At 61.9% G+C, this 13,559-nt stretch carries 14 protein-coding genes; 6 read left to right on the top strand and 8 right to left on the bottom strand.

Features of this window, described 5'->3' with window-relative positions; translation table 11 throughout:
* Positions 1–780 (bottom strand): META domain-containing protein, encoded by a 780-nt coding sequence (locus tag DBV08_RS01840; RefSeq protein ID WP_124566345.1) that lies wholly within the window; start codon positions 778–780, stop codon positions 1–3.
* 35 nt (positions 781–815) lie between these two features.
* Positions 816–1,415 carry a TetR/AcrR family transcriptional regulator gene (locus DBV08_RS01835; protein WP_003944690.1) on the bottom strand — a complete coding sequence of 200 codons (600 nt, stop codon included), beginning with the start codon at positions 1,413–1,415 and terminating at the stop codon, positions 816–818.
* Between the two features lie 106 nt (positions 1,416–1,521).
* Between DBV08_RS01835 and DBV08_RS01830 the strand changes: the two genes are divergently transcribed.
* Positions 1,522–2,088: an NAD(P)H-dependent oxidoreductase gene (locus DBV08_RS01830; protein ID WP_124566344.1), complete on the top strand. Its 567-nt coding sequence runs from the start codon at positions 1,522–1,524 to the stop codon at positions 2,086–2,088.
* A 72-nt stretch (positions 2,089–2,160) separates the two neighbouring features.
* Here DBV08_RS01830 and DBV08_RS01825 read toward each other — a convergent pair whose 3' ends face one another.
* Entirely contained in the window at positions 2,161–2,988 is an 828-nt protein-coding gene (locus tag DBV08_RS01825; RefSeq protein ID WP_124566343.1) for a siderophore-interacting protein, read from the bottom strand.
* A 291-nt stretch (positions 2,989–3,279) separates the two neighbouring features.
* Here DBV08_RS01825 and nrdH point away from each other — a divergent pair, with 291 nt between their 5' ends.
* The 3 genes from nrdH to nrdE all read left to right on the top strand — a co-directional run bounded on the left by nrdH (position 3,280) and on the right by nrdE (position 6,213).
* Positions 3,280–3,510, top strand: coding sequence for a glutaredoxin-like protein NrdH (gene nrdH, locus DBV08_RS01820; protein WP_003944717.1), 231 nt, complete (start codon positions 3,280–3,282; stop codon positions 3,508–3,510).
* Positions 3,511–3,592: 82 nt separating this feature from the next.
* Positions 3,593–4,072, top strand: coding sequence for a class Ib ribonucleoside-diphosphate reductase assembly flavoprotein NrdI (nrdI, locus tag DBV08_RS01815; protein ID WP_003944767.1), 480 nt, complete (start codon positions 3,593–3,595; stop codon positions 4,070–4,072).
* Positions 4,030–6,213, top strand: coding sequence for a class 1b ribonucleoside-diphosphate reductase subunit alpha (nrdE, locus tag DBV08_RS01810; protein WP_003944756.1), 2,184 nt, complete (start codon positions 4,030–4,032; stop codon positions 6,211–6,213). The genes nrdI and nrdE overlap by 43 nt, the downstream gene beginning before the upstream one ends.
* A gap of 80 nt (positions 6,214–6,293) precedes the next feature.
* On the opposite strand, the gene DBV08_RS01805 is transcribed toward nrdE, so the two are convergent.
* Both DBV08_RS01805 and DBV08_RS01800 read right to left on the bottom strand, forming a co-directional pair.
* Positions 6,294–6,506, bottom strand: a complete 213-nt coding sequence (locus DBV08_RS01805) for a hypothetical protein (protein WP_003944723.1) — start codon at positions 6,504–6,506, stop codon at positions 6,294–6,296.
* 12 nt (positions 6,507–6,518) lie between these two features.
* Positions 6,519–7,436, bottom strand: a complete 918-nt coding sequence (locus tag DBV08_RS01800; RefSeq protein WP_003944699.1) for an SPFH domain-containing protein — start codon at positions 7,434–7,436, stop codon at positions 6,519–6,521.
* A gap of 170 nt (positions 7,437–7,606) precedes the next feature.
* Here DBV08_RS01800 and nrdF point away from each other — a divergent pair, with 170 nt between their 5' ends.
* Positions 7,607–8,572, top strand: a complete 966-nt coding sequence (nrdF, locus tag DBV08_RS01795; RefSeq protein WP_003944744.1) for a class 1b ribonucleoside-diphosphate reductase subunit beta — start codon at positions 7,607–7,609, stop codon at positions 8,570–8,572.
* Between the two features lie 123 nt (positions 8,573–8,695).
* Here nrdF and DBV08_RS01790 read toward each other — a convergent pair whose 3' ends face one another.
* The 3 genes from DBV08_RS01790 to DBV08_RS01780 form a co-directional block, all read right to left on the bottom strand.
* Complete coding sequence (locus tag DBV08_RS01790; protein ID WP_124566342.1) at positions 8,696–9,169, bottom strand: NUDIX domain-containing protein; 474 nt, start codon at positions 9,167–9,169, stop codon at positions 8,696–8,698.
* Positions 9,170–9,235: 66 nt separating this feature from the next.
* Entirely contained in the window at positions 9,236–10,240 is a 1,005-nt protein-coding gene (locus DBV08_RS01785; RefSeq protein ID WP_260395279.1) for an iron-siderophore ABC transporter substrate-binding protein, read from the bottom strand.
* A gap of 157 nt (positions 10,241–10,397) precedes the next feature.
* A complete protein-coding gene (locus DBV08_RS01780) occupies positions 10,398–11,366 on the bottom strand; it encodes an ABC transporter substrate-binding protein (protein WP_185564420.1) in 969 nt (322 codons plus the stop codon).
* Positions 11,367–11,743: 377 nt separating this feature from the next.
* Here DBV08_RS01780 and ctaD point away from each other — a divergent pair, with 377 nt between their 5' ends.
* Complete coding sequence (gene ctaD / locus DBV08_RS01775) at positions 11,744–13,534, top strand: cytochrome c oxidase subunit I (protein ID WP_020907234.1); 1,791 nt, start codon at positions 11,744–11,746, stop codon at positions 13,532–13,534.
* Positions 13,535–13,559: the final 25 nt, after the last annotated feature.

Below are 13,559 nucleotides of genomic sequence, written 5' to 3'. Positions count from 1 at the left end.
TCAAGCCTGCGCAGTCAGTATCAAGCCGGTGTTGTCGGGCTTGCGCAGGGTCAGCGTGTCGGCGTCGACGGTGTAGCTCACTTCACCGTCGAGTACTGCCAGGATCTGGCGCTCGATGTCCATGTTCTCCTCGGGGCAAGCCATACGCGTGGTTGCCATCGGCGTGAACGTGACTGTGGTGTCGGATACCTGGGCGCTTCCGGTCATGCGATTGCATCCGGTGGTCCCGCTGACCGAACCGTCTGCGGCAATCGTGAGTTCAGGAGCTGACGTCTCCAGAGCCAGGCTCGTACTGATCGCGTCGGGGCTGATGAGTGACGTAACGGTCCACGTCGTGCCCTGGAGCGGTCGATCCGGCGTGACGATCTTCTTGTCCTGCAGGGTCACTGTGGCGTCGTCCGACGTCAGGGTGAGGGTGTCGCCGTCGAGGCTCCACGTCGGCGCGGAGGTCAGCAATGTTGTTGTCCAGGCGTCGGATTCGGCGATGCCGGGAGGACAGCCCATCATCGTCGACGCCATGGTGCCGGTGGTCAGTGTGCCGTCGGTGAACTCGACCGAGCCGTTTGCCGTGTTGCATCCGGCGCTCGCGGACACTCGACCGGCTTGGCTGAAGTCGAGAGTCAGGGGGCCGCCGCCGGGAATTTGGGTTCCGTCGACGGCCGTCGAGATGAACACACGACCGGAGGGGTCCGTCTTGTCCTCGGGGGAGTCGGACGAAGCGGAGCAACCGCTTACCGCGGCGATGGTCAGGAGGCCGATGACGGCAGCAGCGATGCGCATGGGCTCACATTAAGTGGTGGGACGGATCTGGGGAGTCAACATCGAGTAACGCGTCGGGCAAGGTCTTCCCAGCCGGCGGCAAGGCGCTCGGTGGTCATCCCGAGATCGCGGACCTGATGAAGGACGAGAGATGCTTCGAGCGGCGCCAACAGTGCTGACGCGAGCAGATCGAGGTCGCCCTCGACGCCGGCTCCTCGAAGAAGTCCGATGACGTGAGCGATGCCGAGCGCCCGGGCCGGACCGCCGAAACGGTATTCGGGAGCGTTCTCCGCAGCACGGAGGACTTCGCCTTGTACTTCCACCATGGCGATGCGGGCTCGTCCGAACGCGATGAGGCGCTCGATCGGCGGTGCGCCTGGGCCCAGTGGTGGGGGACCGAACATGAATGCCTGCTGCAGTTCTCGCTCGGTGTGATCGAGCAGTGCCTGCATCAGTCCCGATCGATTGCCGAAGCGTCGAAAAACTGTGCCCTTGCCCACACCGGCTCGGCAAGCGACGGCATCCATGGTGACCGCGTCGACACCTCGTTCGGCGACGAGGAGTGCTGCTGCGTCGAGCAAAAGTACGCGGTTACGTGCTGCGTCGCCGCGCTCGACCGGCGCGGCGCCGATCTGGGGGAGGGGGATTGCGCTCACGGGATCAGGTTACAGGGCCGGGGAATGTAAGTGGACCGCGGTCCGTTTAGTTGATATAACTTTCAACCGGAGCCACCAACCGCACCACTCTCGAAGGAATCTCGTTATGTCACAGACCAATGTTCTCGTTCTCGTCGGCAGCTTGCGCGCCGGATCCGTCAATCGCCAGCTTGCCGAGACGGCTGTGTCCGCCGCACCCGAGGGTGCCACGCTGACGGTCTTCGAAGGCCTCGCCGACGTCCCCTTCTACAACGAAGACATCGACGTCGAGGGTGCTTCCATTCCCGCTGTCGACGCACTGCGCGCCGCTGCGAGCGACGCTGACGCGTTCCTGCTCGTCACCCCCGAGTACAACGGCACCATCCCCGCAGTTCTGAAGAACGCCATCGACTGGATCTCGCGTCCGTACGGTATCGGTGCAGTCAAGGACAAGGCTGTCGCAGTCATCAGCGCTTCGCCCAGCGGCAACGGCGCCAAGTGGGCTCACGAAGACACCACCAAGGCAGTCCGCATCGCCGGCGGCAAGGTCGTCGAGGACACCGCACTGAGCATCGGTGGAACCGGCGCACTGTTCGGTGAGCTGCACCCGCGTGAGAACGCAGAGGTGCTCGCTCAGGTCTCCAAGGTCGTCTCCGACCTCGTCGACGCCAGCAAGCAGCTCGTCAACGCGTAAACCGTTTCTCGAGTGAGGGCCATGCCGGAAGGTATGGCCCTCACTCGTATGCGAGCGAGGGCCATACGTCCGCTAGAGCCCTTCGCGTTCCATCGCGTCGTCGACGGCGTCGCGAACCGACTCGAAATCCTTGCCGGCCAACATCGCTTCGCCCATCGCGGCATCGATACGGTCGGCGACGACTGCATACCGACGCTCCCAGTTCTCCTTGTCCTCCCGCCAGTAACCCATCACGTGCATGTGGGTTGCCGGGATTTCCCATGTTCGACGCAGATGGGCGCGGATGCGTCTGGCGGTCGCGGCCTCGACTGCGCACCAGATGTAGCCCTCGCCGGGAGGCGTGCGAACGCCGGCCAATTCGGCGAGCAGTGAGTCTGCTTCGTCGATCCATCGGTAGTGAGCGTCTGCGCGCGTCGTGAACGTCTGCTGTTCGCTCGGCGCGGGCACTTGTGCAATGACGTGGATCGGTAGATCGTCGGGTGCTTCTTCCAAGATCCGCCCGATCGCGGGCAGGGCGGCGTGATCGGCGACGAGTAGCAGCCAGTCGCACTCTGCCGGCGGCGTGAACCACCCGCTCGCAGTCGAGAGATGGACGGTCTCGCCCGGTTGCGCATTCTCGGCCCAGAGTGCCGCTCCGCCGTGGCCGTGGAGAACGAAGTCGATCTCCAGTTCGTTCTTCGACGGCTGCCAGCGTCGGACCGTGTAACTACGGGCGTGAGGGGGATCGAGGGGGAATCTGACGAGCACCCGTTCGTCGGGGCTCCCGCTCGTCTCGAAGTCGCTCAGGCCCGCGCCGCCGAAGGTGATTCTGCGCATCTTAGGTGTCACCTGCTGCGTTCTCGTCACGGTTGCCTGGTGGCGCGGAGCTTCGTCCTTCGGAGGTGTTTCCACGACGCTCATGGTAGGTCCGAGAAGTGGTTTTCAGATGCTGTCGAGCCCGCGACCGAAATGTGACGCGCGACACGCCGACGCGCCGGAAGTTGTGTGCGCTGAACTGGGGCGACCTGGGAATTTCAACGATGTGACTCACAACATCTCGCGTTATGTGTTTCTGTCGGCCACTAGGTGTAGTGTCTTGAGCACTGAGAGACCACAACGCGGAACGCCTCGAGCGAGACTCCGGCAATCGGTCGAATCGGTGCTGAACATCACTACATCGGCCTTTGTTGGCTAAGCGAAAGAGGGACTCTCATGAGCATCACCGTCTACACCAAGCCCGCTTGCGTTCAGTGCAATGCCACCTACCGCGCCCTCGACAAGGCCGGTCTCGAATACAACGTCATCGACATCACCGAGGATGCCGAAGCCCGCGACTACGTCATGGCTCTCGGGTACCTCCAGGCACCCATCGTGGTTGCCGGTGAAGATCACTGGTCGGGCTTCCGTCCCGATCGCATCAAGACCCTGACCGTCGCTGCTTGAAGCGCCGCAGTGTCGGCGGTGGAGACCTCCGCCGACACATCTGAGTAGTTCCGGGCACCGTACAAGAAAATGGTGACAACCGATGACTTCGCTGGTCTATTTTTCCAGCGTGTCGGAGAACACCCACCGATTCGTTCAACGTCTCGGCCTGCCTGCGACACGTATACCCATCCATGACCGTGACGGCTCATTTCGCGTAGACGAGCCCTATGTGCTGATTCTGCCCACCTATGGTGGCGGGGTCACCGTGACAGGGCGCGACACCAGTTATGTGCCGAAGCCGGTCATTCGTTTTTTGAACAATCCACACAACAGGTCGTTGATCAGAGCAGTGATCGCGGCGGGAAACACCAATTTCGGTGAGTCCTTTTGCTATGCAGGAAACATCATTTCCCAGAAATGCCACGTTCCTTTTCTGTACCGGTTCGAACTCATGGGCACTGCCGAAGATGTCGACCGAGTACGAGAAGGCTTGGGGGAGTTCTGGAATCATCTCGAAACAGAGAAGGAGCACGGGCAGTGGCGCCAACCATCACTGACACGATCGCGGCAGGAAGCGTAGAGCGTGATGCACGCGGTGGCGATTCCACCAACGGTCTCGACTACCACGCACTCAATGCCATGCTCAACCTGTACGGCGCCAACGGCGAGATCCAGTTCGAGATGGATGTCGCTGCAGCCCGTCAGTACTTCTTGCAGCACGTCAACCAGAACACCGTGTTCTTCCACAATCTGGACGAGAAGCTGGACTACCTCGTCGAGGAAAACTACTACGAGCCAGAGGTTCTCGATCAGTACTCACGTACTTTCGTGAAGTTCCTGATCGATCACGCGTACGCCAAGAAGTTCCGCTTCCCGACGTTCCTGGGTGCGTTCAAGTACTACACCTCCTACACGCTCAAGACCTTCGACGGTAAGCGCTACCTCGAGCGTTTCGAAGATCGCGTGTGCATGGTTGCGCTCACCCTCGCTGCAGGCAACGAAGACCTGGCCGTCGAACTCGTCGACGAGATCATCGCCGGACGCTTCCAGCCCGCCACCCCGACGTTCCTGAACTCGGGCAAGAAGCAGCGCGGCGAGCCCGTGTCCTGCTTCCTGCTTCGTATCGAAGACAACATGGAGTCCATCGGTCGCTCCATCAACTCGGCACTGCAGCTGTCGAAGCGCGGTGGCGGTGTTGCCTTGTTGCTCACCAACGTTCGTGAGCACGGCGCACCGATCAAGAAGATCGAGAACCAGAGCTCGGGTGTCATCCCGATCATGAAGCTTCTCGAGGACTCGTTCTCCTACGCCAACCAATTGGGTGCGCGTCAGGGCGCCGGTGCTGTGTACCTGCATGCGCACCACCCCGACATCTACCGATTCCTCGACACCAAGCGTGAGAACGCCGACGAGAAGATCCGCATCAAGACGCTCTCACTCGGCGTCGTGATCCCGGACATCACTTTCGAACTGGCGAAGAAGAACGAGGACATGTACCTGTTCTCGCCGTACGACGTCGAGCGCATCTACGGAGTTCCGTTCTCCGACATCAACGTCTCCGAGAAGTACTACGAGATGGTCGACGACAAGCGAATTCGCAAGTCCAAGATCAAGGCTCGCGAGTTCTTCCAGACCGTCGCCGAATTGCAGTTCGAATCGGGCTACCCCTACATCATGTTCGAGGACACGGTGAACCGGGCCAACCCGATCGAAGGCAAGATCACGCACTCGAACCTGTGCTCGGAGATCCTGCAGGTTTCGACGCCTTCACTGTTCAACGACGACCTGTCCTACTCGAAGGTCGGCAAGGACATCTCCTGCAACCTGGGTTCGCTGAATATCGCGAAGACCATGGACTCACCCGACTTCGCCAAGACCATCGAAGTGTCGATCCGCGGATTGACAGCGGTGTCCGACCAGACGCACATCTACTCGGTGCCGTCGATCGAGCAGGGCAACAACGACTCCCACGCCATCGGCCTCGGTCAGATGAACCTGCACGGATACCTCGCTCGTGAGCGGATCTTCTACGGCAGTGAAGAAGGCATCGACTTCACGAACATCTACTTCTACACCGTGCTGTTCCACGCACTGCGTGCGTCGAACAAGATCGCCATCGAGCGCGGCTCGTACTTCAAGGGTTTCCCGGAGTCGAAGTACGCCTCGGGCGAATTCTTCGACAAGTACACCGACCAGGCCTGGGAGCCGGCAACCGACAAGGTTCGCGGACTCTTCGCCGATGCGAAGCTGCACATCCCCACCCAGGACGACTGGCGTGAGCTGAAGGCTTCGGTTCAGAAGCACGGTATCTACAACCAGAACCTTCAGGCCGTCCCGCCGACCGGCTCGATCTCGTACATCAACTACTCCACCAGCTCCATCCACCCGGTGGCGTCGAAGATCGAGATCCGCAAGGAAGGCAAGATCGGTCGCGTCTACTACCCGGCGCCCTACCTGACCAACGACAACCTGGAGTACTACCAGGATGCCTACGAAATCGGGTACGAGAAGATCGTCGACACCTATGCTGCCGCAACGCAACACGTCGACCAGGGCCTGTCGCTGACACTGTTCTTCAAGGACACCGCCACCACGCGCGACATCAACAAGGCGCAGATCTATGCGTGGCGTAAGGGCATCAAGACGCTGTACTACATCCGTCTGCGTCAGATGGCACTCGAAGGCACCGAGGTCGAGGGCTGCGTTTCCTGCATGCTGTAAAGGGCTCCCCCCGTGGACCTTTTCGGTAGTGACTGCTACCGAAAGGCTCACGGGGGCAGCTTGCTTTTCAGGCCTGCTCGTCAAGCCGGCGGGCGGCCTGGACCGTGCATCTTGCCGGCGTTCTTCGGCATTCGACCGTGCTCGGTGAGTGCGCGCCGAAGGAGAAACTCGATCTGGGCGTTGGTACTTCGGAGATCGTCGGCGGCCCAGCGGGCAAGCGCGTCGTGCACCGCTGGGTCCAACCGAAGCAGGATCTTCTTACGCTCGGATCGCGGAGCTGGATCCGTGGCCATGTGGCCTTTCCTTTACTGGTAGAGCGAACCGGTGTTCAGCACCGGTTGTGCGTCGCGGTCGCCGCACAGCACGACCAGAAGGTTACTGATCATCGTCGCCTTGCGTTCCTCGTCTAGTTCGACGACGTGCTTTTCCTCGAGCTGCTTGAGTGCCATGTCGACCATGGACACCGCACCTTCGACGATTTGCTTGCGGGCGGCGATCACTGCACCCGCTTGCTGGCGCCGAAGCATTGCGCTGGCGATCTCGGGTGCATACGAGAGCCTGTTGATGCGTGTCTCGATCACTTCGACACCCGCCGCACGCACGCGGGCGTGAACCTCCTCCGACAAGGTGGTGGTGATGATATCGGCGTTCTCGCGCAACGAGACTCGGCCTTCGGCGTCGTACGGATAGCTGCCGGCGATATGGCGGACGGCCGCCTCGGTCTGTACGGAGACGAACTCCTCGTAGTCGTCCACCTGGAACGAGGCGAGCGCTGTGTCGGCCACCTGCCAGACGACCACCGCCGAGATCTCGATGGGATTGCCGTCGGCGTCGTTCACCTTCGCCTGACCGGTCTCGTGGTTTCGGATACGCGTCGAGATCGATCGACGGACAGTCAGCGGATTTGTCCACCGCAGTCCCGGCGTGCGCAGGGTGCCGCTGTACGAGCTTCCCAGGAGTTGTAGAACTCGGGCTTGATTCGGTTGCACCAAGGTCAGACCCATCAGTAGCGGGAGTGACGCGATGAACAGCACCACTCCGACCGGAATCAGGGCGAAGAGTCCCAGAACTCCGCCAACGACGGACAGTGCGATTCCGGCCAGGAAGAGAAGTACGCCGCCGAGGAGCATCCAGCTCCCGGACAGGTCCCAGCCTGGGCGTTCGGCGATCGTTGTGGTGGCGACACCGGTCGGTTTCTCGGCCACGGTGGGTGTGCTGGTCATGCGAGACTCGCTTTCCATCGGTAAGTGATAGTTAATTGATATCACATTTCTTGAACTCGTGGAGGGGCGCGTGCGACACATGTTGTTGTGTTGGCATCGCGGACCCGACACAACGGGTAGTGTTCAGGCAAGCCAACATTCGGCAGTATCTCTCTCGCTAGGTAGGAATTATGGTCAAGCTGGTCAGTCGCGTTTCCGCCATCAACTGGAATCGCGTCCAGGACGAGAAGGATGCCGAGGTGTGGGATCGCCTCGTCAGCAACTTCTGGCTGCCCGAAAAGGTGCCGGTCTCCAACGACATCCCGTCCTGGGGAACGCTGACCGCGCAGGAGCAGCAGCTCACCATGCGCGTCTTCACGGGCCTGACGTTGCTCGACACCATTCAGGGAACCGTCGGCGCCGTCAGCCTCATCCCGGACGCGATCACCCCCCACGAAGAAGCGGTCTACACCAACATCGCCTTCATGGAATCGGTGCACGCCAAGAGCTACAGCTCGATCTTCTCGACGCTGTGCTCCACCCCCGACATCGACGACGCGTTCCGCTGGTCGGAGGAGAACCCGAACCTGCAGCGCAAGGCGCAGATCGTTCTCGACTACTACAACGGCGAGTCGCCGCTCAAGCGCAAGGTCGCCTCGACGCTCCTCGAGAGCTTCCTCTTCTACTCCGGCTTCTACCTGCCGATGTACTGGTCCTCACGCGCCAAGCTCACCAACACCGCAGACCTCATCCGCCTGATCATCCGCGACGAGGCCGTGCACGGGTACTACATCGGCTACAAGTACCAGAAGGGCCTCGAACAGCTCACCGAGGCCGAGCGTGAAGAGCTCAAGAACTACACGTTCGAGCTGCTCTTCGAGCTCTACGAGAACGAGGTCGACTACACCCAGGACCTCTACGACGGCGTCGGCCTGACCGAGGATGTCAAGAAGTTCCTGCGCTACAACGCCAACAAGGCGCTCAACAACCTCGGTTACGAAGGCCTCTTCCCGAAGGACGAGACGGACGTCAATCCGGCTATCCTGTCGGCACTTTCGCCGAATGCGGACGAGAATCACGACTTCTTCTCCGGCTCGGGTAGCTCCTACGTCATCGGCAAGGCCGTCAACACCGAAGACGACGACTGGGATTTCTAGAGCGACCCGCTCAGGATTTCTAGAGCGACCCGCTCGGGATTTCCAGAGCGACCCGCCTTACATGCCGAAGCCCGACTCCTGCACACGCAGGAATCGGGCTTCGGCCATGTGTGGGGGAGTGGACTAGCGCTGAAACCACGCTTCCGGCTTGTCCAGCAACGCTTTTGCGAGGCGCAGACGCGAGGTTTCCGTCATGTCCGACGGCAGTTCGCTCGGCGCGAACCACGCGACCTCGAGGTTTTCGTCGTCCGCCACGTGTGCATCTCCGCCGGTCCACCTGGCCAGGAAGCACACGTCGAGGTACTGAGTCACATCACCGTTGGGGTACGTAATGGGTTCTGTGACATCGACACTCGTGATCCGAATCAATTCGGCGTCGACGCCGGTTTCTTCCTTCGCCTCCCGCACCGCCGCCGCCGACGGTTCCTCTCCGGGCTCGAGAACGCCGGACACGACGGCCCACTGACCGTTGTCGGCGCGGCGGGTGAGCAGGACCCGGCCGTCGTCGTCGCGGATCACGACGCTCACGCCGGACAGCCAGAGCGGCGCATGACCGACCTTCTCGCGCAGTGCGACAATGAATTCGGGGATCGGCATGATCAGAACCCGAACATCACAGTTGTGGCGAGCCGCCTCGAAGGTGGGAGTAGTCGTTCGTTCCGGTCAGCTCGCATATCCGTTCAAGGTTCCCTTCAAGTCCGCCAGTACGGCCCGGGCGGCAGTCATCCCGTTTCCGTTCCAGATGTCGTCTTCAGCGACGAACACACGCCGGTCGGTGGCAGCGGCGAGGTCCTGCCACTGGTCGCTCTTCATGATCTCGGTGCCGTAGGTCCGACCGTTCGGCTCGTCGAAGAGTACGTAGATCAAGTCACCTTCGGCGGCGCTGAGATCGTCGGCCGGAATCGGTGCTGTGGTCGCATCTGTCAATCGCTGCGCCGGTGGGCGCCGGACGCCGACGTCGCTGAGGATCTGTCCGGCGAAGGATGCGGGTCCCTCGATCTGCAGGTCCTTCGAACCGAACCGAACCACTGATGCCTGCGTCTGCGATGCATTCAATGCGTCGCCGAGCTGCACGACGTCCTGCTGGTAGCGGTCGAGCTCCGTCGCAGCTGCGGACGAACGGCCCAGCGCCTGGCCGGCGAGCGCGAACTGCGCTTTCCAGAACACGGGATCGGAACCGGCGAACACGGTAGGGGCGATGGCGTCGAGTTGCCCGTACAAACCGTCGGACGCCGGACTGGACCCGAGGATCAAGTCCGGCGCGGCGGCCTTCACGGCGTTGACGTCGGGTGCGCTCACGGGGCCGACGCTCGGAATCTCCGATATACCGAAACCGAGGTACGACGGCTGGGGCGAGTCGACGCCGGTTGCGGCGCCGACTACCCGCTCCCACAGACCGAGGGCGCACACGGCGTCCATCGAGACGCTGTCGAGGACCACGATCCGTTGGGGGTCGGAAGGAACCTCGGTTTCGCCCGCAGTGTGTACGACTCGACGCTTCACCTCAGGGCCGGCACCCGGGTCGGCCTGCGTCGGCGTCGGGCACGCGGTGGCGGTGTCGCGTTCGATGCCCATCACGCCGGCACCGGCGATCGACGTAGTGGTCCGGACGATGGTGCTCGCGGGATCGTCCGACGAGTCGGACGAGCAACCGCCGAGGACGAGCATCGTGGCGGCGATCCCCAGGATCGAGACACGACGAACGGACGTGCGGGCGATCGTGCGTGAGAGAACAGACGTGCGCGAGAGAACGGACGTGCGTGAGAGAACAGACAAGTCGACGGCTTCCTGTGTGAGCGGGCGCCGTTCAGGTTAGCCGTTCGACTCAGCTGTTCTGCTTGTCCACCTCGAACGTGTCCGAGAGGTCGTCGAGGATCATGTGGGCGCCCTGGATGCTGACCGGCGACATCCACCGTGAATCGTCCACGTCGACCTTGCGTCCTCGAAGGGTCTGCCACAGCGGGCTCTCGAGGAACGGCTTCGCAGCTTCGGCGCTCTTGCCCTCGGCGTCCTGCCAGGTGCTGATGAAGATGACGTCCGCGTCGGCTTCGTTGATCAGCTCGGGGCTGATCTTCATCATGATGTTGCCGGCATCGGCGGGGTCGGGCCCCTGGTTGTCCGGGCGCTTCAATCCGGCGTCCTGAAGGACGATGCCGCTGAAGGAAGTGGTGCGGTAGAGGCGAGCCGTCGGTTCACCGGCGAATCGGACCACCGAGATGACCGGGTTGTTCGCCTTCTCGTTGATTTCCTTGCCGACTGCAGTCGCTCGAGTTTCGTATTCGGTGATTTTCGCCTCGGCCAGCGATTCCTTGCCCAACGCTTCACCGACCAGGCGGATGTTGTCCTTCCACGTCGGACCGGTCGTCTGGGTGAAGACAGTGGGCGCGATCGCGGACAGTTGGTCGTAGTTCTTCCCGTCACGGACCTCGGCGGAGATGATGAGGTCCGGCTGCAGTGCGGCGATCTTCTCGAGGCTCGCGCTGCTGACAGTGCCGACCGAAACGGCGTCCGCGGCGAATTCGTCCCTGGAGGATCCGAGGTAGTCGGGCAGACCGGGCTCGCGGTAGTCGACGTAGCCGACGAGCGGGGATTCGAGGAGGAGGACGGCGTCGGTGAAGCTGTTGTCGAGCGCGACGATCCGCTGGGGTGCGGCCGGGATTTCGGTACTTCCACGGAAGTGCTCGACAGTGCGGGGGAATGCGCCCGACTCGGTCGAGGTGGTGGCTGCAGCGGGCTCGTCGTTACTCGAGCAGGCTGGAACGACCAAGGCGATCGAGGCTGCGACCGCTACCATCGCGGCCCGGCGGGGAAAGAATTTCACTGATTGACTCCTGAGATGAGTTAGGCGAGGGTGACCTTATCAGTGGAGGAGTTGGCCGAAAACGGACACCGGCCGAATTCTTCGACGGGCACGACACGCCGATTCGGAAGTGGGTTCGGACTCCCGAGGGAACATAAACCGCAGGTCGTTCGTTCGGTGCCGTGAAAAACGGATGCTCGAGTACGACGCAGAGTAGGACCGGGTCGCGGTGCCTCGGAGTCACGGTCTACGATTCGATGAGCGCAAGCCAGAAGCCGTTGTCCGCAGCCCGGGCGACGGACCCTGCGGGCGCAACCAAGGGCTCTTTGACGGAGTCTGCGGAGCGACCAAAGGCACATTCAGGAGGATCAGTGACTGCCGTAGCGCCCCAGCCAGTCCCCACGATAGCGCCGGCCAGGCCTTACCCGCCGCGGCAGGGACCCAAGGGCTCATTCATTTTCAAGATGATCACGACCACCGATCCCAAGGTGCTCGGAATCATGTACTTGGCGACTTCCATCGCCTTCTTCCTCATCGGTGGCCTCATGGCACTGATGATGCGTGCCGAACTTGCTGTACCCGGTATGCAGTTCCTTTCCAACGAACAGTTCAACCAGCTGTTCACCATGCACGGCACGATCATGCTGCTGCTGTACGCGACCCCGATCGTCTTCGGTTTCGCGAACTACATTCTTCCGCTCCAGATCGGTGCACCCGACGTCGCGTTCCCGCGTCTGAACGCGTTCAGCTACTGGCTGTACCTGTTCGGCGCGATCATCACGACGGCCGGATTCGTCACGCCCGGTGGCGCAGCAGACTTCGGTTGGACGGCATACACGCCGCTGACCAGCGCGCTGCACAGCCCCGGCGTCGGCGCCGACCTGTGGGTCTTGGGTCTGGCTGTCGCCGGCCTCGGCACCATCCTCGGTGGCGTCAACATGGTCACCACCGTGATCTGCCTGCGCGCACCCGGTATGACCATGTTCCGCATGCCGATCTTCACCTGGAACATCTTCATCACCAGCATCCTGATCCTGCTGGCGTTCCCGCTGCTGACCGCTGCATTCATGGGCCTGTTCGTCGACCGCCATCTCGGTGGACACATCTTCGACCCGGCAACGGGCGGTGTGCTCCTGTGGCAGCACCTGTTCTGGTTCTTCGGTCACCCCGAGGTGTACATCATCGCGCTGCCGTTCTTCGGCATCGTCTCGGAGATCTTCCCGGTCTTCAGCCGTAAGCCGATCTTCGGCTACAGCGGTCTGGTGTACGCAACGTTGGCCATTGCCGCTCTCTCGATCGCTGTGTGGGCTCACCACATGTACGCAACCGGCGCTGTCCTCCTGCCGTACTTCTCGTTCATGACGTTCCTGATCGCCGTGCCGACAGGCGTGAAGATCTTCAACTGGATCGGAACGATGTGGAAGGGGCAATTGACCTTCGAATCGCCGATGCTGTTCTCGATCGGCTTCCTGATCACCTTCCTCTTCGGTGGTCTGTCGGGTGTCATCCTCGCGAGCCCGCCGCTCGACTTCCACGTCACCGACAGCTACTTCGTCGTCGCCCACTTCCACTACGTGGTCTTCGGTACGGTCGTGTTCGCCACCTACGCCGGTATCTACTTCTGGTTCCCGAAGATGACCGGTCGCATGATGGACGAGCGCCTCGGCAAGTGGCACTTCTGGACCACGTTCGTCGGTTTCCACGGCACGTTCCTCGTTCAGCACTGGCTCGGTGCCGAAGGTATGCCGCGTCGGTACGCCGACTACCTGCCCTCGGACGGATTCACGGTTCTGAACTCGGTGTCCACGATCTTCGCCTTCGTACTCGGTGCCTCGACGCTGCCGTTCATCTGGAACGTCTTCAAGAGTTACCGCTACGGCGAAGTGGTCACCGTCGACGATCCGTGGGGCTACGGAAACTCGCTCGAGTGGGCGACAACCTGCCCGCCGCCGCGTCACAACTTCACCGAGTTGCCGCGCATCCGTAGCGAGCGTCCGGCGTTCGAGCTCCACTACCCGCACATGGTGGAGCGGATGCGCGCAGAAGCGCACGTCGGCCCCGGTCACGGCGGGAAGAACGCCAGCACCGTGCTCGAAGATGCTCGTCACGAGCCGCTGACAGTCGGGGACGAAGGCGACCCCGGCACCGACAGCCGCTCCTGAGCGAAGTAACACACTGAAGTAATCA

Source organism: Rhodococcus sp. KBW08 (assembly GCF_003852455.1).
Taxonomy (GTDB): domain Bacteria; phylum Actinomycetota; class Actinomycetes; order Mycobacteriales; family Mycobacteriaceae; genus Rhodococcus_F; species Rhodococcus_F baikonurensis.
The sequence above is the reverse complement of the archived record's forward strand: the minus strand, read 5'-3'. Positions and strand labels throughout refer to the sequence as shown.